The following is a 23,144-nucleotide window of genomic DNA, read 5'->3' on the forward strand; positions in this document are numbered from 1 at the left end:
TTATTTAACCACTTTCGTTGCTTTGATTTTTTTTGCCTTACCGTTTTTTTCTTTACCTAAACGGGTTATCTCATCAGCAAACTCGCTAATATCTTCAAAGGATAAATACACCGAAGCAAAACGTAAATAAGCCACCTTATCTAATTCTTTTAACTGCGCCATGATCAGATCACCAAGCATTTCACTGCTAATTTCTCGTTCACCGGTAGCACGCATTTGCGATTTGAGTTTATTCACCGCAAGTTCTATTTGTTCCATACTAACGGGACGTTTTTCTAATGCCCGACTTATGCCACTACGCATCTTATCTTCATTAAAAGGCTCTCTACTACCATCACGTTTAATAATTCGCGGCATCACCAACTCAGCATTTTCAAAGGTGGTATAACGTTCATGACAGGCTAAGCATTCTCGGCGGCGACGTACTTGGTGGCCACCAGAAACTAAGCGTGAATCAATCACTTTAGTGTCAACAGCGGAACAAAATGGACAATACATGGATTACCTTCGAAAATTATAAGCTAAAAGATACAGGCGGAAGTTTATGGATAAAAACGAAAAATGGCCGCTCAAGGCGACCATTTTAATATAAAAGAAAACATTAAGCTAAACAAACTGAGTATTGGTAAACCCTAGGAAAAAAAGAACTAGGCAATGACAAAACGTCTCTAGCAACTGATTTAGACAAATAGATATTTATCTTTAATATTACACTTAAAAAAAATGGCCGCTAAAAGCGACCATTTATACAGGATATAAGCGATTAAAAACAAACTGAGTCTTGATAAACCCTAGCGACAAGAAACGTCAGGAATGACACTAATTCGTTATTAACTTACTTTACCAGAAGCTCGTTATCGCAAGTCAGTAATAACTTTAAGCTGTAAGGTTAAATTTAAAGGAAAAAGCACGGAGTTGACGTTAGTCAATGAGTACTTTTGACACCTAAATTTTTTCTTACAGCAACAAGTTATGTTGACTTATGTACTATCTATCTACTTTTGGTAAACAGGGAAACGGCTACATAACTCTTTAACTTGACCTTGAATACGAGTAATAACGTCTTCATTGTTGATGTCATCAAGAATGTCACAGATCCAGCCAGTTAAGGCTTTAGTTTCTTCTACACCAAAACCACGACGGGTGATTGCAGGTGTACCTAAACGCAAACCAGAGGTAACAAACGGAGAACGTGGATCGTTTGGTACTGAGTTTTTGTTTACCGTGATGTTTGCTTTACCTAAAGCAGCATCAGCATCTTTACCGGTGATATCTTTATCAATTAAATCAAGCAACAATAAATGGTTTTCAGTACCGTTAGAAACAACTTTGTAACCACGTTCTTGTAATACCACGACCATAGCTTTAGCGTTATCTAAAACACCTTGCTGGTACACTTTAAACTCAGGCTCTAATGCTTCTTTAAATGCTACCGCTTTCGCAGCAATAATGTGCATTAATGGGCCACCTTGGCCACCAGGGAAAACAGCGCTGTTAAGTTTTTTGTAAATAGCTTCGTCATCACAAGCAGAAACAATTAAACCGCCACGTGGGCCAGCTAATGTTTTATGCGTAGTTGTGGTAACAACATGAGCGTGTGGTAATGGGCTTGGGTAAAGACCCGCAGCAATCAAACCAGCAACGTGAGCCATATCAACGAAGAAGATAGCGTCAATTTTATCAGCAATCTTACGCATACGTGCCCAATCAACAACACCTGAGAATGCTGAGAAGCCACCGATAATCATTTCTGGTTTGTGTTCTAGCGCTAAACGCTCTAATTCTTCATAATCAATATCGCCAGTTTCAGGGTGAAGGCCATATTGAAATGCTTCATAGGATTTACCAGAAAAGCTTACATGTGAACCATGAGTTAAGTGACCGCCATGAGCCAAGCTCATACCTAACACTTTACCGCCTGGTGAAACTAACGCTTGGAAAACAGCAGCATTTGCTTGTGAACCAGCATGTGGTTGCACGTTAGCGTAAGTAGCGCCAAATAATTCTTTAGCGCGGTCAATGGCTAATTGCTCAGCAATATCTACATACTCACAACCACCGTAATAACGTTTGCCAGGGTAACCTTCAGCATATTTGTTAGTAAGTTGAGAACCCTGTGCTTCAAGAACACGTGGGCTACAGTAATTTTCAGAAGCAATTAATTCAATGTGTTCTTCTTGACGAACAACTTCATTACTTATTGCTTGAGCAAGTTCTGGATCAAATTCAGCAATATTCATATCACGAGTAAACATGTTTTATTCCTTAAGTATTTCAGCCCAAGGCTGCAAACTATGCCCTACTACTTCTTTATAAAGCAATTAGAACATACAAAAATTAATGGCAGTATTTTGCCCTACTTTTATGGCTATGTACACGGCAAAACGGTCTTGCTTTAGTGCATTTAGCTCTGCTTTATAGCGTAAAAGGTTAAGAGCTTTAGCAGAACGTTTAGTTAAAATTCGCTAAAAAGCAACCACGCAAACTATAACCAATAAAAAACCAAGTTACAACGAATTTAATACAGAAATGCAAAGTGTATACCGAATTTTACACGGAACCATAAAGTAAAGTGCAAATAATTCATAAAAGTCGTGAGAATATTACATCGCCATGAAACTAACAAGGCACTGTCGATTATTACTCGATAGTGCCTTGTTTGTTTCATACCATTTTTAAAAAAACCTAGCGCTGATGCACTTAAAAGATTAACGCCGTAATAAAGTCCTCATTCATAAATAATTATATAACACCTAGTTGAGATAATTCTTTATTGCGCTTTTTATGAAACCAGTGGGTGAGCAGCCACATGACCAACACAATCGTATTCATGGTAATAAAAGCCGGCCAAGGTGACTTACCAGACTCTTCAATCATCGCATAAAGATAGCTATTAGCTGCCAGTAAGCACAACCAACAAGATAATTTAATTAATTTAATATATTTAATGGAAGACTCGACCCCAGCAATAGCATTGGCTACCGCTTTATCTGGGCTATCACAGCATTGTTGCCATATTCGTAAGCGTATTTTTATTTCATAATAAACAAAGACTACTGAGGTTATGCCGCCAAATGCCAGAAAAGCAAGAGTCGCAGTGCTCCAATCGCCTTGATAAAGCCCAACAAATAGCACGATGAAAGTCCCGATAGTGGCAATAACATCCAATGCCAACAAAGACTTCGCTAGCAAGGTACGTTTTTTGGTTTGTTTTAACAGTGCCTGAATATCCGTTTTTTCATAAGGCTGACTTTGCCAGTCTTGGCTCAAGGCTAGCCATTCGTCATCTAGTGGATGCTCACCTAATGGTGGACACTCTTTTTCTTTTTCTGATTCTGATTCTGACAAAGTGATTTTTTTCGGTAATGAAAGTACATTAATCTGCTTTGTTTTGACGGTAATCGAATGGTCGATTTCATGCTTACTCGGCTCTACTGACGATGTATCTTCATTATCCAATATTGATTTATCCATTTGCTGATCCCTCCAACAACTGTGCTAGCGCCTGTTTAGCTCTTTGTAATCGTACACCCACAAGGTTACTGGTAATGGCCAAAACCTCAGCGATTTCTTGGTAACTCATACCTTCTAAAGCCAGAGTAATCACTTGCTGTTGCTCAAGTTTTAACTGACGGATAGCATCCGCTAACTTTTGTTGTCGCTGGCTCTGATTAAGTGATTGATAAGGCGTGGGTTGATGTTGATCTTTTTCTGCCTCACTACTTATTTCACTTAAGTCTTGATCCGCTTTGATGGTTTTCACCGCCTTAGCAACATGGGTAGCTAAGACATTATGAGCAATACGTGCGACAAAGGTTTTCACCGCTGAGTCTTGACGAAACTTAGGTAAGGCGCGCCAAATATTTAAGGCTATTTCTTGAAAGAGTTCATCTTGAATAGCTATTTTTGCTTCAAAGCCGGTAATGATATGACGCAGCAACTTCTCGTGCTCCGTCATCCACTCGGTGAATATTGCTTGATGATCTAGATGTCTAACCTCTGAATAAGAGCGATCCAAACTATTTTCCTTGCCTTCAACTTGCTCGGCCGTAGCATAAGAAAATTGAGCTTTTGATAATATTAATTCACTAGAATTTAACATATTCATCGCTTTTGAGTCATCTCTTTTTCAGTGTGCTAGCTTTAATAATCAAGACCAGTGTTAGCTCAACGCCATTACTACTTTTTCAGACTTAAGCTTTTTAGCTAAGGCTAAAACTAAAGCAGCGGTAATCGCAATGGTGACACCACTAGTGGCAAATACCGCTAACCAATTCACATCAACACCTTTAAAAACACTTTCAATGATCAAGGATTGACCCGAAATTGGCAGCCAATCTAACCACTCAGGTCTATCGTCCATCATAGAAACCACAAAAGGTATAAAGGCTGGAATACCAATTAACATACCCACCGTAGACTGCGCTTCTTTAAAACTTTTGGTTTGAAAAGCAACAAAGAGCTGACAGGCTGAAGCTAAGAAACAGATAGGTAACAGTAGTAACATCAGGAATATTGCGGTCGACATATCTAAACTAAACGTTGCGCCAATTTTGGTTAAATCAACAAAACCTACTGAAAGTGAAGTAAGTACCAATACCAGTACCACACCTATAAAGGCAATCGTTGATGCGCCAATCAGTTTTGCTAGTACTATCTTCAAGGTACTGACCGGTTGGCAAAGTAACATTTCCAGCACATTACGTTCACGCTCACCCGCACTCGAATCTATAGCTACCGATAAACCCGACATAAAAGCCGCTAGCATAAGATAAATCCCCAACATCATAGAGATCAAAATAAAGGTAGCATTGGGTTCAGCGGTGTCTTGTTCGACCAATTTAACCGGGTTTAATAAACGTACATCGACACCACGCAGTAATAAACGCTTATAACCAATAGACAATGAAAATTCACGTATCGCACTGTTGATACGTCTTACCGGCGGTTTCACCGCTTTATCGGTAAAGTCAGCTTGTAAATGTAACTTAATCGGCTTACCTTCAGCCATATTTTTTGCATAATCTGCTGGGATTTCAATAGCAATATTACGTTTTTCCCAAGTCGTTTTTTCGTCCTCTGGCACATCGACAAAGTTTAATAAGTTATTATCCGCTAAATGCAGCATTAATTTTGGTGCAAATTCAGCACCGGTAAATTTCACATAGACCGGCGGCTCATCGACTAATTTTTCAATCATGATTTTAGCCATCCCCATGATCATAATGGGTGCAAAAAAGGCGAAACCTAACGCCACCATTAAGGCACGTTTATCACGAAATGTTTCTCGATATTCTTTTAGCAATAAGGCTTTAAACTGGATCATGCCGCCACTCCTTCATCTGAGCCAATCAACTTAACAAAGGCATCTTCTAAGTGTTCCTCACCCGCTAAATCACACAATTCTTGCGGTGTACCTTGTGCGGCAAGCTTGCCATTAGCAACAATAATCACCCGATCACATAAAGCCGCGACCTCTTGCATCACATGTGAAGAGAATAAAATACAGTGGCCCTTGGCTTTAAATTTCGCTAAATGATTGCGTAAAACCCGCGTGCTCATTACATCTAAGCCTCGTGTAGGTTCATCAAGCACAAAGTTTTGTGGTTGATGGACAAGTGATTGTGCCAAGGTTACTTTCATGCGTTGGCCTTGTGAAAAACCAACAGTTTTACGGTGCGCTAAGTCTTCCATATCTAAATCTTTGAGCACTTGTGCAATGGCTTGTTTTTTACTCGCCCCGCTCATGCCATGAATACTGGCAAAATAATCAATTTGTTCATAAGCCGTTAAACGTTCATATAAACCAAATTTATCTGGAAATATTCCCAGCTTAGCGCGTGCGGCCAAAGGATCCTCGGCAACGTTAATGCCATCAATGATGACATGCCCTTCATCGGCAGCGAGTAAGCCATAGAGAGTACGCAAGCAAGTAGTTTTACCGGCGCCATTAGGTCCTAAAATACCGGTAATTTCGCCATCTTTGGCGGTAAACGATAGTCCATCTAATGCTTTGACGGTATTTTTTTTATCTTTTTTATCAATAAAGCTTTTATGTAAGTTATTTACTTCAATCATTTCTTTTTCCTTCAAACATAGTTATTTCCATTTTGTGCTAACTCGCGCCATTAATCCCAACGAGTAGCGCTCTATTGAATTCCGTTAACACTGGTCATAAAGCTTTCTTGAGGAATATCCTTTAAACAAGACTCATCAAGTGCTTTTGGATCTTTACTGGTTAAAAATTCATTGACAATATCGCTAGCACAAGTGCTCATAGCGACAGTATGTGAAGCATTTTCAACAATAATGTGATGGCTATTAGGCAATGTTTTGGCTGAGAATTCGCCATTACTTGGTGGGGTTACTGGGTCTAGGTTACCTGATAAGATTAAGGTTGGAATATCGGCAGTAACACTTTGGTAAAAGTCTTCACTGGGGCGATATTCCGGGAAGAATGGACAAACCAACTCCCACGCTAGGTGACTATCTTTTCCATCAAAATTATTATTAGCATCTGCCGCTTTATCAGCAACAGACAGTCTTGGTATATCTTCATTACAAATAATATTGAACAGTAAACCGGTATACACCAGTTGCTCACCTTCAGTACGGGCCATCAAACCCGTCAACGGCTGATAATTACCAAGGAAGGCTTGATGAATAACCAATGGCACCATTGAGCGCCCTTCCATACCATAAAGCTGAAAACGTAAGTTACCGGTAAACTTAATATTATCAATTACTAGCTTTGTTGGTGTACCTAAACGCGGGTGTAAGATATCAATGCTAACCGGCTCTTTGGTTAAACGTGCTTTTACCGCTTGAAACTCTTGCGCTAAATTTGGAAAGGCTTTATGACAAGGCGCACTTTTTTTACAATTTTCAAGTAATAAGTTAAATGAACGAGCGCCACTTTGACCAAACAGACCAATAGGCACTTCAATCGGACCAACACTATCAAGTATCACAGTTTCTAACGAATCGGGGAACATGCGCATAAAGACTAATCCGGCGCGGGTGCCGTAAGAACCACCGTAAATATTTAACTTTTCATGACCTAAGGCTGCACGTATTGCATCAAAATCACGAATAGCATTTTCAGAGTTGTATTGGGTAACATCGCCTTTAAATTGACTCACACAATCTTTTACTTCTTGTGGGTCCAAGGCATCTGATAGCGTACTATAAACACTATCTACCGCTTCAAATTCACACGAAAGCGCACTGCTTTTTCCTGTACCACGTTGATCGACTAAAATAATATCGCGTGTCTTACGTACTTCGCTAAATACACGGTTAAGCACGGTTGCTAATTCAACGGCAGCTTGACCGGGTCCGCCCGCTAAAAACATTAACGGCGCTTTGTACTCACTATCATCAATGGCTGGCAATACGGCAAAATTAACCGCTATTTTATCGCCGTTTGGTTTTTGATAATTTTCAGGGACTTCAAGCTTGCCACATTTTACTTGTGAGCGTATTTCGCCTAAATGGCAATTCTCTAAGGTTAATTTATGATCATTTGCCCAACTCATTACTGATATTGACAACAACCCTAAAGTAAAAACTTTTTTCCATATTATTTTCCACATCGTTTTCATTCTATCTTTCCTTAATAAAGCGGTTGCACAGTTAGTCTTAGCGTTTACATATTTATTACAAATAAAAATAAAAATAAATAAAAAACATATAAACCATTGGTTTAATTGTTATTATTTTTAGTTTTAAAAATAACCCTGTCTCTATTACCATGCTGGGACTTGATTGGACTTGTGCTATTGAAATCCGACCAGTTGACAACAGAGCAGGTTAATAATGAAGCATTACACTGGTTTATTCATCGCCTAGGTAAAAAAGTGTAAATAGCCATTCCCAAACGCACGAATAAGCGATATGGTTTAGTCATAGTTTAATTATATTTGTATTGTATTGAGGGTATTGAGATGGACTTAAATCAATGGGTAGATGAATTGTTTGAAGTGTTTGATGAAGATAAAGACGGTGTAATCAATCGTACTGAGTTTGTCGAACTAATTGATGTTTTGCTGCAAGATAAAGGTATTCGCATGTGCGAAACCATTTTTAATAAATTTGATAAGAATCACAGTAATTCTATTTCTAAAGATGAACTCAAAGACATGGTGATTGAGTTAGCACTATAAGCTAACTGACCACTGCAAGGCTAAATATCCTTTAGCCTTAACTGGTGTTATCTTTTATTAGTTATGCTTTGCTTTGCAATAGAGCTCAGCGTACAATTGTACCCTGAAACTATTAAAGCAACTATTATGCCTGCCCAGAAAGATATATCTGCGACAATCTCTCAGCCCTCCTCCTACAGTCGAAGTGAAGAAAAATTCAATGCTATCAGTCATGGCATTGGCTTGTTACTTAGCGTTTTGGCACTATTTTTATTACTAAACAAAAGCCATGGCGAAATTAACCGGCTTGTTAGTTTCAGCATTTTCGCTACCAGTGGAATTTTGCTCTTCCTCGCATCAACCCTTTACCATAGTTTAACCAACGAACGTGCTAAAAAGGTATTTAAGCTGCTAGATCACTGCGCAATATATTTACTCATTGCTGGTACTTATACACCACTATTCGCGCTCACGTTAGCTGGACCGCTTGGATATACGCTACTGGCTTTTATTTGGCTATTTGCTTTTTTAGGCATACTTTTCAAAATAAAGTTTGGCAATAAATACAAAAAAATATCTCTGGCCACTTATGTAGCTATGGGCTTTATTTCGCTAAGCGTTCTAGGGGAGTTATATCAAGCATTGCCTGAAGAGGCGGTAAGTTTGTTAGCCTTGGGTGGGTTGATTTATTGTCTTGGCATATTTTTTTACGTCAAAAAAACAGTACCTTATACCCATGCTATTTGGCATCTGTTCGTTTTAGGTGGCGCCACTTGTCACTTTTTAATGATTTATTGGTATGTATAGCGAGTAAGGCTATTGTCGCGTGCCCCACCCTTGCGGAGCTAGTCGATAGCCTGAATAGTGACATTATTCTCCATTTGTATAACCGCTTTCTTCAAATAATTCCTGCTAATAAAAACATCATCCCCATCAAAACATAAACTTAAGCTGACTCTCTTTATTATCGCGCTTATTCAGGGCTATAAATGTGCAGTATTTTCATCGGTCCAATATTTAAGTCCTATACTTACATTCATAAATTTAACTGCATAAATTTAACTGCATAAATTTAACTGCATAAATTTAATTGCATAAATTTAATTGCATAAAATTTAGCCTAATAAAAATAATTTTTTTCACTGCGACGGAGCTGATATCACACCCGCTAATTTCCACTATAGATCTTTTATAAGGAATTAAAAGCATGAAGAGTTTATTACTATGCTTGGCATGCGCTGTTTTTACCGTCAATGCTGGCGATTACACTACGCAGTTTTTCGCCGCTTCGTATCATCCTACGACTGAAAAAGACCTCAATAAAAATCACTATTTATTGGGCGTTGAGTACATTGAAGATAACATTGGCTACAGCCTGAGTATATATAAAAACTCATTTTACCGAACAACCGTAATGTACACGCAATCCCTTTACATCGAAAATGATAGTAACAATTACAAGTTTTTTTTATCGGTGGGCGCCGCGACTGGTTACCAGGATACTGGAGCTGATTGCTTATTTGAACTGGGGAATATCTGTAGTGTTTTAGCGACAGGCGTTATTTTTACTACCTATGATATCAGGCCTAGAATTACTGTATTAGCTCAGGCCTTAGTCTTCAGCCTAGAATATAAGTGGTAATAATCTATGCTGACGGATTTTGGCTTTGAGTGCTCTCATGCCCCTGCATAGCGATTTTTACTGCGTCAAAAAAACAAAAAGCCGTAATCCTCTATGCTGAATAAAGAATACGGCTTCTTAATGGTTAACGCTGCCCCCTGAGGTTGTAGCCATTAACCTAGCTTATCTAAGTATAATTATGCATAACTATACATAACTCAGTAAAACTAAATAAGGTTATTAATCGCTACTTCTGGGTTAAGGTCGGCATCATAATCAATACCTTCAATACCAAAACCAAACAATTTTAAGAACTCTTGATGATAAGCAACATAATCGGTTAATTCATCAAGAGTGTCAGTATCTACCTTGTTCCAGATATCAGTAACACGTTGCTGAACACTGTCTTCTAATTCTTTATAGTTTTGACGGAAACGACCTTGCTCATCTAAACGTGGCGAATCACTGTATATGTTCTCTTTAAACAGGTTGGAAATTTGTTCGATACAACCTTCATAAGTACCATCAGCTTTCATCACTTTGAACATAGCTGAGATGTATAACGGCATAATTGGAATCGCTGAACTTGCTTGAGTAACCACGGCATTTAATGACGTAACGCGGGCTTGACCATTTAAGTCTGCCGTTGCGACATTAATCGCGGTTGCAGCTCGGTCTAAATCTTCTTTCGCTTTACCAATAGTCGCTTTACCGTAAATTGGCCAAGTTAACTCTTTACCAATATAAGTGTAAGCGACAGTTTTAACGCCTGAGGCTAATACACCGGCATCATTAAGCGCGTTCATCCATAATTCCCAATCAGCGCCGCCCATGACATCAATAGTCCCTTGAATTTCAGCATCATTTGCCGCTTCAACAGATATTTCATCAATAGTACGCTTTGAGGTATTAAGGTTCTTAGTGGTAACACTTTGACCAATTGGCTTTAACGTTGAAGAGTACACTTCACCCGTATCTGGATCAGTTCTGCGTGGTGATGCTAGTGAATAAACCACTAAATCAATTTTACCCATATCGGCTTTAATGGCTGCAATCGCTTTTGCTTTTATTTCATGCGAAAAAGCATCGCCATTAATGTTCTTAGCGTAAATGCCGGCGGCATCGGCGGCTTTTACGAAAGCGGCGGTATTGTACCAACCAGCAGAGCCTGTTTTTCTTTCTGTCGGTGGTTTTTCAAAGAATATACCTAAGGTTTTAGCATCATGACCAAAAGTAGCGGTGATACGTGAAGCTAAACCATAACCGGTAGAGGCGCCGATAACTAACACATTTTTAGGACCAGAAGTCGCTGATGTTTGTGCTTTCACATAAGTAATTTGCTCATTCACATGCGCTTCACAACCTACTGGGTGAGCGTTAGTACAGATAAAACCACGAATTTTTGGTTTGATAACCATAAGTAAACCTTTTTTATTTATATTAGTGACTCAGCTACCGTAATACCATTTACATAAATCATAGCTAAGATTTGAAAGAGACTTTCAATAATTTTGAGACATTGTACCTTGCCTTAAGCATAAAGAGGTACGACCAGACAATATCATAATTAAGAACGTTATTTTCCGCCACCTAAACAGTTCGGTGAGCTAGGCGTATTATTAGCATACTGCTCTTGCCATTGTGATTCTGTATAGGTGTGTAAAGCAAGCGCATGAATTTTTTCAGCAAGCTCTTCGACAAGAACTGCGTTGACTAAACGATGGCGCTTAATTAAGCGTTCATTGTCAAAAGCTTTAGCAACAATAATCACTTTAAAATGTGACTCACTGCCCGGAGGAACATTATGGTTATTGCTCTCATTAATAACCTCTAAGTGTGAAGGCTCAAATGCATCAAGCAGTTTTTGTTCAATAACAGAAGCAACAGTCATTATATTCTCGCTGAATTTTAAAGGGTAAGCACCGAAGTCATAGGCACTAAAAGTGGCAAATATTTTAGCTGATTTAAGTGGATAGACCAACAATATGTTGTGAATTATGACACAATAGCCGACAAATTTTTACTGACCTTTTAGCCAATTTTTATGATCAGCCCTTTTATTGTTAATGATAAGAACTTATTTCTAAGCCGTTTCCCTGCTGCGCAAGTAAACCGCAGTTTACAAGCATGGGACTCAGCCGATGAGTACCTATTAAACCATATTAATGAACAAGGTTTAGTTAACGCTAACACTAAGGTGGCTATTTTTAATGATGCCTTCGGCGCATTGGCTACCAATTTCTGCCATTCAGCCAGTGAAAATCCAACCGTACTTTGCATCAATGATTCCTATATTAGTAGCCAAGGCATCAGCTACAACATTGAACAAAATTATTTAGATGATAGTAAAATTGAGCAACTTAACTCGCTTGATAGCTTGCCTAATGACATTGATATCATTTTATACAAAATTCCTAAAAGCAAATCGTTACTTATCGAACAGCTTATTCAAATCAAAAAATCGGTGAGTGATACCTGTATTTTTATCGCTGCTGATCGTGCAAAAGAAATTCACAGCGCGACCCTAAAAGTGTTTGAAAAACATTTAGGCAGCACTAAAACATCATTGGCAGTAAAAAAAGCCCGTTTAGTATTTTGTCAGTTTGATAATAAGCAAGTACATCAGTCGCCTTTCCCAACGGTGTGGTCGCTAGCACATAAATCTACTAATGACTCGCCATCGCGTGAGTTCACCATAAGCAACCATGCCAATGTCTATGCCCGAGAAAAGTTAGATATTGGCGCCCGCTATTTTATTGAGAATTTACCTAACGTTGCTGCTAACAGCAAAGTAATCGACTTAGGTTGTGGTAACGGTGTTATTGGCCTGACCGTCTTAGCCAATCAACCTGAAGCGCAGGTGCAGTTTATTGATGAGTCACCAATGGCAATAGCTTCTGCTGAGCAGAATATAAAAACAAACCTACCTGAATCCCTGGAGAATTGTCAGTTTACCCTTAACGATTCTTTAACCGATATTGAAGGTGGTAGTGTTGATTTAATTTTATGTAACCCTCCTTTTCATCAAAATACTGCAACAACCGATCATATCGCTTGGCAAATGTTTAAAGACAGTCATCGGGTATTAAAAAAAGGCGGGGAGCTACGCATTATTGGAAACCAACAATTAGCATATCATATTAAATTACAACGCCTTTTTGGCAACGAAACGCTAATAGCCAGCAACAATAAATTTGTTACTCAATCTGCCATTAAAAAATAAAAGATAATTAACGTTATGCCATTGATCAGTTTTAAATTTGTCGCTCTCGCCTTTTTATTGGTGAGTATTTTTAGTTGTGGTACTACCCCGACACATTTAATTGTATCGCCACAGGTATATCTTGCGCCTTCAAACCTACTTGCTAATAAAGTAGTAGATATAACCGTTGTTGATATGCGTACCAGTACACACATCATCCAAATTCTAGAAAAGGACGAAGCCGCGGTCATTCTTTCTGCCGAGCTGCGCCTTGAAGATACCATCCAAGACTTATTAGTTAGCCACTGGCAACGACAAGGCCTAGTCTTTACTAACCCCACTGAAAACAATATGGTGGTAACCATAGAAAAAGCGATCATCAGTGTTGAGCAAGAAAGTGTAACTTATACCACCCAAAGTGAAATCATAATTAAAGTCACCATTGATAATGATAAACAAACGCTGACCAGTAGCTTTAAAAAAAGAGCCTACAGTGATGGTGCTCTGCAAGCTGATATTGCCGTGTTAGAGCGAGAATTCAATCAGCACTTAAGCGCCCTGCTTAAACAAATACTAATCAGTAAAGATATTGAAAAATTTTTATGATTGCAAAGACGTTAATTAATTTTCACTTTCACAAGTAAGGCTAGGTAATTTTGAAAAAAATTTTTCACTATATTATGGCGAGCATTTTACTCGTTAGTAGCACTTTCAGTAGCGCTGTTGATCCGACTAACCTTTACCCAAAAGTAAAATTTGTTACCTCCATGGGTGTCATTATTGTTGAACTTGATAGAGTAAAAGCCCCGGTAACCGTGGATAACTTTCTAGAATATGTGGTGAAAGGTGAGTATAACAACACCATTTTCCACCGGGTTATTGAAGACTTTATTGTTCAAGGCGGTGGTTATGACGCTAAGTTTACCGCGAGAAAATTAGGTAAAAGTATCTTTAATGAATCAGGTAATGGTTTAAAAAATGAAATAGGCACCATTGCCATGGCAAAAGAAAGCCGTCCGCATACCGCCAATCGACAGTTCTTTTTTAATATGGCTGACAACACTACTTTAGATCCCGGTAGAAGATGGGGTTACGCCGTTTTTGGTGCCATCGTTGAAGGTGAAGAGGTACTAGCCGCCATAGCTAAAGTACCAACCGATTATAACGAGAGCATGGCTTGGAATGATGTCCCGGTAAAACCTGTCACCTTGATTAGCGCAACATTATTACCTGCAGGCGAGTAAGGAATAAGTATCTTCGCCCCGAACGTTTACAAAATAACAACAAATATTACCTAATATTTTTTGACAAAAAACCAATTATCACCGATAAATAAGTAAGTAAGTAAGCGCACATTCAACCATAAAAATAACAATAAAAAGTGAATAAAGCGCTAACGCCTGTCAGTGAGAATCATAACTTCTCATTAAGCACCGTCATATTGAGTGTAAAGTAGTATGCAGGCATTAAGGGGACATTATGATAATTGAGCAATTTATCGATCAAAAAATATTGCAAATGAATAGCTATGTAAGCGCTGTTATTGCACAAGAACTCCATTATACAGAACTCGATGGTTTCATTTCAGATACTATGTCTGAATGGACTTTACTCCGTGTGGTAGATGAAACGCCGCATAGCGCTAAAGAACGTGTGTTTTGGCACTTGATGCACGAAGTTAGCCTGCATGGCGCTCAAGCCCTAAGCCAAGATTTATTTTTTAAGAGTGAAATGAGTACCTGTTTAGACTTTTTCAACGGCTCAGGTAGCTACCCTATCGATTGTATCGGCTGGCGACCAATAGCATAACTAAAGCGAGTCGTGATTAAAAAGCCAGTCAAATACCATATGCCCCTTCTGCAAGTCGCAAGCCTCTGATAGACTTAAAAGTATTCCCTTTTATCACCTTGAATGACTTGTTAATGCCAACAACCACCCTAGCGAAGACTAGCTCTTTTAAAGAAGCCATTTTAAATAAGCGTATGCTTATTTGTATTTTCACCGGTTTTAGCTCTGGTTTGCCGCTCTTTGTCTTGTATCAGCTAGTACCGGGTTGGTTACGATCTGAAGGCGTAAGCCTTGCTGAGATTGGCTTATTCTCCTTAATTGGCATCCCTTATGTCTGGAAATTTATCTGGTCGCCCTTGATGGATCGCTACTCCCTAGGGCTACTCGGCCGACGCCGTAGTTGGATGCTAGCAACACAGTTGCTGCTTTTAGGCTCGATTGCTGGCTTTGGTTTTGTAAATCCTATTATGGACATCTGGTCGGTTGCTTATTTAGCTGCCGCGGTCGCTTTTTTCAGTGCCAGTCAAGATATAGTACTAGACGCTTACCGACGAGAATTATTACCTGATAATGAATTGGGGTTAGGTAATTCAATCCATGTACAAGCTTACCGACTTTCAGGGCTAGTACCTGGCTCTCTTGGTTTTATTTTGGCCGATCATATGAGTTGGCAATCTGTTTTCATGATAGTGGCGGCTTTCATGTTGTTAGGGGTATTGTTAACCTTGTTCATTAAAGAACTCGAGTCTGAACATGGCGCACCCAAATCGTTAAAAGATGCAGTTGTGTTACCCTTTAAAGACTTTATTCAAAGCAAAGGTCTTAAGTCTGCAGCTTATACGTTATCTTTCCTGGTACTTTATAAGTTAGGGGACAATATGGCGACAGCATTACAAACACCATTCTTCATTGATATGGGTTTTAGCATGACTGAAATAGGCGTTGTCGCCAAAACAGCCTCATTAATTGCCATGACTATAGGTATTGTTATTGGCGGTTTAGTGATGGTAAAACTCAGTATCAACCGAGCGTTGTGGTTATTTGGTATTGTACAAATTCTCAGTATTTTAGGCTTTGCTGCCCTCGCTGAAATAGGACATAACACCTATGCTTTAGCTATAGCGATGGGATTTGAATATTTAGGTGTTGGCTTAGGAACTGCAGCCATGACCGCTTTTATTGCCAAAACAACTAACCCTGCTTTTGCGGCAACCCAAATTGCTTTATTTACTGCCTTGGCGGTAGTGCCTCGTACTTTTGCTAATGCCACCACCGGAGTTATTGTTGAACAAATAGGTTGGACTAACTTTTATTTCTTATGCACAGCCCTAGCCGTACCTGGTATGTTGATGTTATTTAAAGTTGCCCCTTGGAATGAAACTTCACCTAACTCGAGTAAAAATTAATTAAACTATTACAAATAAACTTAACGATGAAGTCAGTGAAAACAACCGCTATAGAAGTGTTTATTAAACCAAGCTGAGGCTATTTATATGATTAAATTTTTTTTCTTACTCCCTATTATTATGTGTGCAATATGGGCATGGTATTTAGATGCTCGCGGCTATAACTTAAAGCAAGGCGTCAAAGGCTTTACCTACATTATTGCCTTCAACAGTATTATTATTGGCTTTTTTGTGATGATGATTTGGGTCACCCATTAACTTAACCGGTACCGTGAAAATATTTATGCGAGCAATATCGATAAACAGTGTCGTTGCAACCAGGGGTTGGAAGACCTGACTTTAATTACACATCAGCCGATTGGCCTTACGTTCAAGATGAAGTGTGTCAGCTATTAGTAATTGATGAGGTTAGTTTAAACGCCTTGCTTACCGAGTTCACTGAGCGTCAGTGAATATTAATTGTCTAGCTAAAGCTGCTACTTGAGCGCCCTTACATAGTAATAATGTGGTAATAATATGCTAATAATCAGGTAAACGTTAAGATAAACCGTTGGTAAATTGACCCCAAGAAAGTAACAACACTCAAAAATAATCTAAAACCCTCTAAACCATACCCGCCATTTTATTTTGACCTTACTTTGAACGCCTTGCTTACCGAGTTCACTGAGCGTGGTTTACATAAAGGTGCTAATAATCAGGTAAACGTTAAGATAAGCCGTTGGTAAATTGACCCCAAGAAAGTAACAACACTCAAAAACAATCTAAAACCCTCTAAACCATACCCGCCATTTCATTTTGACCTTACTTTGAACGCCTTGCTTACCGAGTTCACTGAGCGTCAGTGAATATTAATTGTCTAGCTAAAGGTGCTACTTGATCGCCTTTACATAGTAATAATATGGTAATAATCCGGTAAACGTTAAGATAAGCCGTTGGTAAATTGCCCCCATGAAAGTAACATCACTCTAAAATCCTCTAAACCACAACCCGCCATTTCATTTTGATCCAGGTGGATATGCTCATCCGTTAACATCTCAGGTAAGCCTTCGCCACTACCATTGAGTGAACCATTCAGACTGACGTTAGTTTGAATCGAGATATCTTCACGGTTTAGGGTAATAGAGTACTCGCTACCCGTAATGAGTATCTCACTTGCCTGGCCTTTGTCGATATTGTCGATGGCCGTTAGCAGTTCGGTAAGTTTAGTAACGTTATGTCCTAATTCAACTTCCATCCATGGACCTATCACTTCATGCTCTAGTGAGAAGAGCGCTCGGGCTTCGCCTGTTACGGCATCGTGTACAAATTCATATTCCATAGCCTTTCCTATCTTGTGCGGCATAAAAGGGCATACTTTAAGTGTAGCAAAGCTTTGCCGATGTCTAGCAATTGTGTGAAATTATTACTGCGCTTGCCACTGACAAGTGAGTAAGACATTGTTAGTAACTAAGTTATCTGTTTGCTTCAAAAAAACCTGACCGATAAAATCATCATTTTTAGTAATAATACCAACACCTTTAGGTGTACCTGTCATAACAATATCGCCATCTTCAAGGGTAACAAATGATTGTAATGCTGTTAATATTTCATCAGGTTTTACCATCATCAACGTCACCCCGCCTCGTTGTTTGAGTCTGTCATTAATAGTCATCGATAAATTTAGCTGGTGAATTTCATCTTGCGCAATGCTAACAAAGTCACTAAAAACAGCAGAACCATCAAACGCCTTAGCACGTTCCCATGGCAGGCCTTTAGCTTTTAATTTAGCCTGCACCTCACGTTTCGTTAAATCTAAACCAAGCGCAACCGCAGTAAACTGGCCACCTTGATAAAGAAAACTTAACTCGGCTTCATAATGTAAAATATCATCATTATGCTTAGCGTTAAGCGTGGTGCTAATGGCCGAATTAGGCTTAAAAAACACCACCATTTCATCCGGCATCTCATTAGCAAGCTCTTTAATATGATCGACATAATTACGACCGATACAAACTATTTTTGATGGGGTTATCTGCTGTGCTGATATACCAGCTGAAACTAAGGTAACTGTATTCATAAAGTGCTATTGACCTACATAGTATTGATAGCGGGCATAATAATCAGTTACTTGTAGTGGGACAAGGGGATTTTATCTCTAATGTTAAAATATAAAGCCATGTATTTCATCTCACTAGCAAAAATCATACAACTCCCGATAAAATAAATATCGTCAAAGCACGCTATAAAATAGCATTAGCTATCACCAACAACGTTGACAGCCTCCCTAACACTCGTAACAGCAGATATTCTCACCAGTGCTACAGTTTGATTACCAGTTATTACCATTGATAACAGTTCTGGTCTGACCTTTGAGGTAGGCTCATTACTTTAAAATTATAAGAAATGGTCCAAAAATTATGACATTCAAGAAATCCTTATTAGCGCTATCGTTAACCTGCTCATCATTTTACAGTGTTGGTGCTGCCTTTCAGTTAGCTGAGCACAGCGCTGCTGGTTTAGGTAGAGCTTTCGCTGGTGAAGCCGCCATTGCTGACGATGCTTCTGTTGTGGCCCGTAACCCTGCCCTTATGGCACAGTTCGATACCATGGAATTCTCAGTTACGGGTACTTATGTTATGCCTGATGTTAGCTTAACCGGTATTGATGCACCTGGAGATATCCCAGCTTCAGCGCTAGATGATAACAGTATTGCGCCCAGTGCTTTTATTCCTGCCATGTATTTAGTTATGCCATTAAATGACAAGTTTGCCCTTGGTTTTGCTACTTTCTCAAACTTTGGTTTAGCGACTGAATTTGATGACGATTATGCGGCGGGCTCACTAGCGGGTGAAACCTCCGTCACTACCGTTAATTTTAATACCAGCCTTTCTTATAAAGTAAATGACCAGTTTGTAATCGGTGGTGGTTTAAATGTTATTTATGCCGATGCATCATTGGTACGTAATGCTGGTCAAAACCCTTACGATATACCTGCTCAAGCCGAAATAGCAAACTTAGCTGGAGATGACATTGCTTATGGTTGGAACATGGGTTTATCGTATGACTTTAATGAAAACCACCGCTTAGGTTTTAGCTACCGCAGTGAAGTAAAACTAGAGCTTGAAGGTGATTATAGTAATGACCACGTTTTAGGCGGACAAGTAGTTCCTGGCACTATGGATATTAGCTTACCTGCGATTATGGAATTTTCAGGCCTTCATCAAGTCAGTGAGAAAACCTCAATACATTATTCTGCATTGTGGACGGGCTGGAGTAGTTTTGATGAACTAGCTGCCTATGCTGAAGGTGTAGAGGGTCCTGCTTTTGAAAAGGAAGAGAATTTTTCTGACTCAATGCGTTATGCCCTAGGTGCCACCTACCAACTTAGCAGTAAAGTAACGCTAAGAACGGGTATCGCTTATGACGAATCTCCTGCCGATGCCGATCATCGCTCTATCTCAATCCCTGATACTAACCGTGTCTGGTTAAGTGGTGGTGTAAATTACACTTTTGATAATAACTCTTCTATCGATTTCGGTGTAAGTATTGTTCAAGGTGAAACGCAGACCTTCACTGAAACTGATGATTTTGATCAACAGTGGGAATTTGAATCAACAGGCGATGCTTATCTCGTTTCAGTACAATACAATCACGTTTTCTAAAGTGATGTATTGCGGCTAGTAGGCTATGTTCATTGATAGTGAATAGTGTTTAAGAAAGTCCTCCCCGTTTGGTGAGGACTTTTTTTGCATTTGTATTATTGGCTAAGCTCAGCGAGTTGTGCTTTAACCGGCTTAACCTTAACGGTTAATTTTTACAATTAAGGCTATAGGGTTACTCTTTTACCGCTAAAAGTTGACGAATAGATTGAGTGATTTCTTCAATTCTATTCACATTCACTGGTGCAATAAAAATAGTATCATCGCCAGCAAGTGTCCCTAAGATTCCCGCAGACTCGCCCATACTATCTAACATACGAGAAATTAATGGCGCCGCACCAATGCCCGTTTTTAAGATAATCTGCATATTATTATGCTTTACACTCAACACCACAGATTCTATTGACTGCTTAGACTTAGGTACCGCTAATTCATCAGGCAAAATATAAATCATCTCATTATTAGTGTTACGTGTTTTAACGGCACCAAGCTTAGATAATAAACGAGAAATTTTTGCTTGTGACATATCCTTAAAGCCCTGCTCAGCAAGTGCTGTTGCCAGTTGACCTTGAGAGCCATAACATTGCTCTTTTAGTAATTTTTTAAAGGCATGAACTAATAAGGATTCTTTTTCTTTGCGAGTGCTAGTCATTTAGCTTCTTCATATAATTAATGGTTATATATGAATTCTACACTATATGCCCGTCGTAAAGTGAATATTTATTCACTTCTAGTGCTTTATTTTAAGATGAAATAACCGCCAAATGATTATCCCAACGCAGATGATTAAATCTCTCCTGTTGTACTCTATGGCCGCTGACTATCTGCTCAATTCTCAAATTCCATAACAAAATCAACCTTTATCAAGTTAGCAAGCCATAGCAAGCCATCTTTTACACATTTTTAACTATTATTTCGGCTGATTTTTTGACTCTCCCCCGGTACTAGCGCAAAATCCGCAAGTGTTAATAAATCGTAACTCAGCCCTAGGCGAGCTATGACTAATAGATAACTAAAAAAACAACTAAAACATAATCCAGAAAATTATTGTTAGGGAACTTATGAAAAAGCTTAAACAACTACTTACCTTGAAAGTAATGTTGCCAGTGCTAGCGCTTACTAGCACGGCGGTATTAGCCGATGAAGGTATGTGGCAACCAAACCAATTACCAACAATCGCCAAAGAATTAACCAAAGCCGGTTTAAAATTAAATCCAAATGATTTAACCGATCTAACAGGCTTCCCTATGGGCGCCATTGTTAGCCTTGGTGGCTGTACGGCTTCATTTGTTTCTGATCAAGGCTTGGTGGCAACTAACCATCATTGTGTTTATGGTTCAGTTCAATACAACTCAACCGCAGAAAACAACTTACTTAAAAATGGTTTTTTAGCTAAAAATTTCGCGGAAGAATTACCGGCAACACCCGGTAGTCGCATTTATGTAACCGAAGAAATTACCGAAGTCACTAAACTGGTAAAGTCAGGCGTCTCTGAGAAAATGTCAGGTAGTGATCGTTATAAAGCTGTTGATACTAATTCAAAAAAATTAGTCGCTGAATGTGAAAATGATGATAGATACCGCTGTAGCGTGGTTAACTTTCACGGTGGTTTAGAGTATTACTTATTCAAACAACTGACGATTCGTGATGTGCGTTTAGTACACGCGCCAGCAAGCAGCATTGGTAAATACGGCGGCGATATCGATAACTGGATGTGGCCACGTCACACCGGTGATTACGGTTTTTATCGCGCCTATGTTGGCAAAGATGGCCAACCTGCTGATTTTCATAAAGACAATGTGCCATACCTGCCTAAGCATCACTTAAAAGTAAATAAAAGCAGTGTAGATGACGGTGATTACATCATGGTGCTTGGCTATCCAGGCAGAACTAACCGCTACCGCACAGCCTATGAAGTGGAAAATACTTTCTCTTGGACTTATCCAAATGCTAAAGCTTACCGTGAAGAGATCATTGATTTAATTCATACCCATTCAGCCGTTGGCAGTGAAGCGCGTATTAAATACGAAAGCACATTAGCAGGTCTTGCTAATTACGCGAAAAACTATGGTTCTATGATCCACAGTTACAACAAGGGTACTTTCTTACAACGTAAGCAAGAACTTGAAACAAACTTAACTACCTGGTTAAACAGCAGTTCAAAGCGTAAAGCCCAATATGGTGCAGCGTTATCTGGTTTAGATAAGTTAGTTAAACAAGATGACCAGCAACAAGCGCGTGATTTAATTTTAGGCTACATGCGTTACAGCAAAATGTTATCTACGGCGAAATCACTGCACCGTTTGGCTATTGAAAACACTAAGCCAAATATTGAACGTGAACGTGGTTATCAAGAACGTGATATCGCTCGTTTTGAACAAGGTATGAAGTCTGTTGATCGTCGTTATGACGAGAAAATTGATAAAGAAATTCTTGTTGCGATGTTAAGACACTACGTTGCTTTACCTAAAGATGAACGCATCAAGTCATTTGATAAATTCTTTGGCTTAACGAATAGCACAGCTAAAAACTTTAACGAGCAGAAGTTACGTAAACAGTTAACAAAAATGTACAAAAACACCACGCTTAATTCACAAGAGCAACGTTTAGCCTTGATGACTAAATCTGTCAGTGATTTTAACAACAGCAAAGACCCGTTTATTCAATTAGCCGTTGCTAGCTTTAACGAGCGTAAAGCGATTGAAGATAAGTCAAAAGAACTAGCCGGTAATATCCAAGCATTCCGCCCTAAATACATGGCAGCGCTTATTGCTTATTTCAACGATAATAACTTACCGGTATATGCCGATGCTAACAGCACTTTGCGTATTACTTACGGTAATGTAAAAGGTTATTCGCCTCAAGATGGTTTAACGGCTACGCCTTACACTACGCTTGAAGGTATTGTTGCTAAAGATACCGGTGTTGCACCGTTTGATGCCCCGCAAAAGCAATTAGATTTAATTAATAAAAAGCAGTACGGCGAATACGCAAAAAAATCGCTTGGCTCAGTACCGGTAAACTACTTAGGTACGCTTGATATTACCGGTGGTAACTCAGGCTCACCGACGCTAAATGACAAAGCAGAATTTGTTGGTTTAGTGTTTGATGGTGTTTATGAAAGCATCATTGGTGATTGGGATTACGATACTAAATTGAATCGCTCAATTCACGTTGATGTGCGTTATATGCTTTGGGTTATGGAGCACGTAGATGGCGCCACTAACTTAATTGAAGAAATGGATATTGTTGAGTAAATAAAACTTAACAACCATTCAAATACTAACAACCCGACCTTGTGTCGGGTTTTTATTTTTGTGAGGAAGAATATTCGCGTCACTTCTT

Annotated in this window: 23 protein-coding genes; 11 read left to right on the forward strand and 12 right to left on the reverse strand. The window is 39.1% G+C overall.

Annotation, left to right across the window (positions count from 1 at the left end; translation table 11 throughout):
- The 7 genes from nrdR to F580_RS0105075 all read right to left on the reverse strand — a co-directional run bounded on the left by nrdR (position 1) and on the right by F580_RS0105075 (position 7,604).
- Positions 1-498 carry a transcriptional regulator NrdR gene (gene nrdR, locus F580_RS0105045; protein ID WP_019026604.1) on the reverse strand — a complete coding sequence of 166 codons (498 nt, stop codon included), beginning with the start codon at positions 496-498 and terminating at the stop codon, positions 1-3.
- 497 nt (positions 499-995) lie between these two features.
- The gene (gene glyA, locus F580_RS0105050; protein ID WP_019026605.1) at positions 996-2,255 is read right to left on the reverse strand and encodes a serine hydroxymethyltransferase; all 1,260 of its coding nucleotides are present in this window, start codon (positions 2,253-2,255) and stop codon (positions 996-998) included.
- A 487-nt stretch (positions 2,256-2,742) separates the two neighbouring features.
- A complete protein-coding gene (locus tag F580_RS0105055; RefSeq protein WP_019026606.1) occupies positions 2,743-3,474 on the reverse strand; it encodes a hypothetical protein in 732 nt (243 codons plus the stop codon).
- Positions 3,467-4,102, reverse strand: coding sequence for an RNA polymerase sigma factor (locus tag F580_RS0105060; RefSeq protein WP_019026607.1), 636 nt, complete (start codon positions 4,100-4,102; stop codon positions 3,467-3,469). The genes F580_RS0105055 and F580_RS0105060 overlap by 8 nt, the downstream gene beginning before the upstream one ends.
- Positions 4,103-4,162: 60 nt before the next feature.
- Entirely contained in the window at positions 4,163-5,326 is a 1,164-nt protein-coding gene (locus tag F580_RS0105065) for an ABC transporter permease (protein ID WP_019026608.1), read from the reverse strand.
- Entirely contained in the window at positions 5,323-6,078 is a 756-nt protein-coding gene (locus F580_RS0105070; RefSeq protein ID WP_019026609.1) for an ABC transporter ATP-binding protein, read from the reverse strand. The genes F580_RS0105065 and F580_RS0105070 overlap by 4 nt, the downstream gene beginning before the upstream one ends.
- A 71-nt stretch (positions 6,079-6,149) precedes the next feature.
- On the reverse strand, positions 6,150-7,604 hold the full coding sequence (locus F580_RS0105075; RefSeq protein ID WP_019026610.1) for an alpha/beta fold hydrolase: 1,455 nt from the start codon (positions 7,602-7,604) through the stop codon (positions 6,150-6,152).
- Between the two features lie 342 nt (positions 7,605-7,946).
- Between F580_RS0105075 and F580_RS0105080 the strand changes: the two genes are divergently transcribed.
- From F580_RS0105080 to F580_RS0105090, 3 genes are all read left to right on the forward strand, one after another.
- Positions 7,947-8,165 carry an EF-hand domain-containing protein gene (locus tag F580_RS0105080; RefSeq protein ID WP_019026611.1) on the forward strand — a complete coding sequence of 73 codons (219 nt, stop codon included), beginning with the start codon at positions 7,947-7,949 and terminating at the stop codon, positions 8,163-8,165.
- Positions 8,166-8,291: 126 nt separating this feature from the next.
- Positions 8,292-8,951 carry a PAQR family membrane homeostasis protein TrhA gene (gene trhA / locus F580_RS0105085; RefSeq protein WP_157442998.1) on the forward strand — a complete coding sequence of 220 codons (660 nt, stop codon included), beginning with the start codon at positions 8,292-8,294 and terminating at the stop codon, positions 8,949-8,951.
- A 400-nt stretch (positions 8,952-9,351) separates the two neighbouring features.
- Complete coding sequence (locus F580_RS0105090) at positions 9,352-9,786, forward strand: hypothetical protein (RefSeq protein ID WP_019026613.1); 435 nt, start codon at positions 9,352-9,354, stop codon at positions 9,784-9,786.
- Between the two features lie 206 nt (positions 9,787-9,992).
- On the opposite strand, the gene fabV is transcribed toward F580_RS0105090, so the two are convergent.
- The gene (gene fabV / locus F580_RS0105095; protein WP_019026614.1) at positions 9,993-11,183 is read right to left on the reverse strand and encodes an enoyl-ACP reductase FabV; all 1,191 of its coding nucleotides are present in this window, start codon (positions 11,181-11,183) and stop codon (positions 9,993-9,995) included.
- Between the two features lie 158 nt (positions 11,184-11,341).
- Positions 11,342-11,656: a BolA family protein gene (locus F580_RS0105100; RefSeq protein WP_026301259.1), complete on the reverse strand. Its 315-nt coding sequence runs from the start codon at positions 11,654-11,656 to the stop codon at positions 11,342-11,344.
- A 153-nt stretch (positions 11,657-11,809) separates the two neighbouring features.
- Between F580_RS0105100 and F580_RS0105105 the strand changes: the two genes are divergently transcribed.
- From F580_RS0105105 to F580_RS26570, 6 genes are all read left to right on the forward strand, one after another.
- On the forward strand, positions 11,810-12,988 hold the full coding sequence (locus F580_RS0105105) for a methyltransferase (RefSeq protein ID WP_019026616.1): 1,179 nt from the start codon (positions 11,810-11,812) through the stop codon (positions 12,986-12,988).
- 15 nt (positions 12,989-13,003) lie between these two features.
- Positions 13,004-13,573 carry a YajG family lipoprotein gene (locus F580_RS0105110; protein ID WP_019026617.1) on the forward strand — a complete coding sequence of 190 codons (570 nt, stop codon included), beginning with the start codon at positions 13,004-13,006 and terminating at the stop codon, positions 13,571-13,573.
- Between the two features lie 59 nt (positions 13,574-13,632).
- A complete protein-coding gene (locus tag F580_RS0105115) occupies positions 13,633-14,211 on the forward strand; it encodes a peptidylprolyl isomerase (protein WP_026301260.1) in 579 nt (192 codons plus the stop codon).
- Between the two features lie 235 nt (positions 14,212-14,446).
- A complete protein-coding gene (locus tag F580_RS0105120; protein ID WP_019026619.1) occupies positions 14,447-14,776 on the forward strand; it encodes a hypothetical protein in 330 nt (109 codons plus the stop codon).
- Positions 14,777-14,889: 113 nt separating this feature from the next.
- On the forward strand, positions 14,890-16,161 hold the full coding sequence (locus tag F580_RS0105125; RefSeq protein WP_019026620.1) for an AmpG family muropeptide MFS transporter: 1,272 nt from the start codon (positions 14,890-14,892) through the stop codon (positions 16,159-16,161).
- A gap of 87 nt (positions 16,162-16,248) precedes the next feature.
- Entirely contained in the window at positions 16,249-16,419 is a 171-nt protein-coding gene (locus F580_RS26570) for a hypothetical protein (RefSeq protein ID WP_019026621.1), read from the forward strand.
- A 661-nt stretch (positions 16,420-17,080) separates the two neighbouring features.
- Here the strand turns inward: F580_RS26570 and F580_RS0105140 are convergent.
- Positions 17,081-17,479, reverse strand: a complete 399-nt coding sequence (locus F580_RS0105140; RefSeq protein WP_019026623.1) for a YacL family protein — start codon at positions 17,477-17,479, stop codon at positions 17,081-17,083.
- Positions 17,480-17,563: 84 nt separating this feature from the next.
- The gene (locus F580_RS0105145) at positions 17,564-18,217 is read right to left on the reverse strand and encodes a fumarylacetoacetate hydrolase family protein (protein ID WP_019026624.1); all 654 of its coding nucleotides are present in this window, start codon (positions 18,215-18,217) and stop codon (positions 17,564-17,566) included.
- Positions 18,218-18,557: 340 nt separating this feature from the next.
- On the opposite strand from F580_RS0105145, the gene F580_RS0105150 reads away from it, so the two are divergent.
- The gene (locus F580_RS0105150; RefSeq protein ID WP_019026625.1) at positions 18,558-19,802 is read left to right on the forward strand and encodes an outer membrane protein transport protein; all 1,245 of its coding nucleotides are present in this window, start codon (positions 18,558-18,560) and stop codon (positions 19,800-19,802) included.
- A gap of 172 nt (positions 19,803-19,974) precedes the next feature.
- Here the strand turns inward: F580_RS0105150 and argR are convergent, their stop codons facing one another.
- Positions 19,975-20,451 carry a transcriptional regulator ArgR gene (gene argR, locus F580_RS0105155; protein WP_019026626.1) on the reverse strand — a complete coding sequence of 159 codons (477 nt, stop codon included), beginning with the start codon at positions 20,449-20,451 and terminating at the stop codon, positions 19,975-19,977.
- Positions 20,452-20,860: 409 nt separating this feature from the next.
- Between argR and F580_RS0105160 the strand changes: the two genes are divergently transcribed.
- The gene (locus tag F580_RS0105160; protein ID WP_019026627.1) at positions 20,861-23,056 is read left to right on the forward strand and encodes a S46 family peptidase; all 2,196 of its coding nucleotides are present in this window, start codon (positions 20,861-20,863) and stop codon (positions 23,054-23,056) included.
- The last annotated feature ends 88 nt before the right edge of the window (positions 23,057-23,144 follow it).

Source organism: Colwellia piezophila ATCC BAA-637 (genome assembly GCF_000378625.1).
GTDB classification, from domain to species: Bacteria; Pseudomonadota; Gammaproteobacteria; order Enterobacterales; family Alteromonadaceae; genus Colwellia; species Colwellia piezophila.

Bases quoted from the DNA above. Each gene is read 5' to 3' on its own strand.
- nrdR (WP_019026604.1), bottom strand. From the start codon at position 498: ATGTATTGTCCATTTTGTTCCGCTGTTGACACTAAAGTGATTGATTCA.
- glyA (WP_019026605.1), bottom strand. From the start codon at position 2,255: ATGTTTACTCGTGATATGAATATTGCTGAATTTGATCCAGAACTTGCT.
- F580_RS0105055 (WP_019026606.1), bottom strand. From the start codon at position 3,474: ATGGATAAATCAATATTGGATAATGAAGATACATCGTCAGTAGAGCCG.
- F580_RS0105060 (WP_019026607.1), bottom strand. From the start codon at position 4,102: ATGTTAAATTCTAGTGAATTAATATTATCAAAAGCTCAATTTTCTTAT.
- F580_RS0105065 (WP_019026608.1), bottom strand. From the start codon at position 5,326: ATGATCCAGTTTAAAGCCTTATTGCTAAAAGAATATCGAGAAACATTT.
- F580_RS0105070 (WP_019026609.1), bottom strand. From the start codon at position 6,078: ATGATTGAAGTAAATAACTTACATAAAAGCTTTATTGATAAAAAAGAT.
- F580_RS0105075 (WP_019026610.1), bottom strand. From the start codon at position 7,604: ATGAAAACGATGTGGAAAATAATATGGAAAAAAGTTTTTACTTTAGGG.
- F580_RS0105080 (WP_019026611.1), top strand. From the start codon at position 7,947: ATGGACTTAAATCAATGGGTAGATGAATTGTTTGAAGTGTTTGATGAA.
- trhA (WP_157442998.1), top strand. From the start codon at position 8,292: ATGCCTGCCCAGAAAGATATATCTGCGACAATCTCTCAGCCCTCCTCC.
- F580_RS0105090 (WP_019026613.1), top strand. From the start codon at position 9,352: ATGAAGAGTTTATTACTATGCTTGGCATGCGCTGTTTTTACCGTCAAT.
- fabV (WP_019026614.1), bottom strand. From the start codon at position 11,183: ATGGTTATCAAACCAAAAATTCGTGGTTTTATCTGTACTAACGCTCAC.
- F580_RS0105100 (WP_026301259.1), bottom strand. From the start codon at position 11,656: ATGACTGTTGCTTCTGTTATTGAACAAAAACTGCTTGATGCATTTGAG.
- F580_RS0105105 (WP_019026616.1), top strand. From the start codon at position 11,810: ATGATCAGCCCTTTTATTGTTAATGATAAGAACTTATTTCTAAGCCGT.
- F580_RS0105110 (WP_019026617.1), top strand. From the start codon at position 13,004: ATGCCATTGATCAGTTTTAAATTTGTCGCTCTCGCCTTTTTATTGGTG.
- F580_RS0105120 (WP_019026619.1), top strand. From the start codon at position 14,447: ATGATAATTGAGCAATTTATCGATCAAAAAATATTGCAAATGAATAGC.
- F580_RS0105125 (WP_019026620.1), top strand. From the start codon at position 14,890: ATGCCAACAACCACCCTAGCGAAGACTAGCTCTTTTAAAGAAGCCATT.
- F580_RS26570 (WP_019026621.1), top strand. From the start codon at position 16,249: ATGATTAAATTTTTTTTCTTACTCCCTATTATTATGTGTGCAATATGG.
- F580_RS0105140 (WP_019026623.1), bottom strand. From the start codon at position 17,479: ATGGAATATGAATTTGTACACGATGCCGTAACAGGCGAAGCCCGAGCG.
- F580_RS0105145 (WP_019026624.1), bottom strand. From the start codon at position 18,217: ATGAATACAGTTACCTTAGTTTCAGCTGGTATATCAGCACAGCAGATA.
- F580_RS0105150 (WP_019026625.1), top strand. From the start codon at position 18,558: ATGACATTCAAGAAATCCTTATTAGCGCTATCGTTAACCTGCTCATCA.
- argR (WP_019026626.1), bottom strand. From the start codon at position 20,451: ATGACTAGCACTCGCAAAGAAAAAGAATCCTTATTAGTTCATGCCTTT.
- F580_RS0105160 (WP_019026627.1), top strand. From the start codon at position 20,861: ATGAAAAAGCTTAAACAACTACTTACCTTGAAAGTAATGTTGCCAGTG.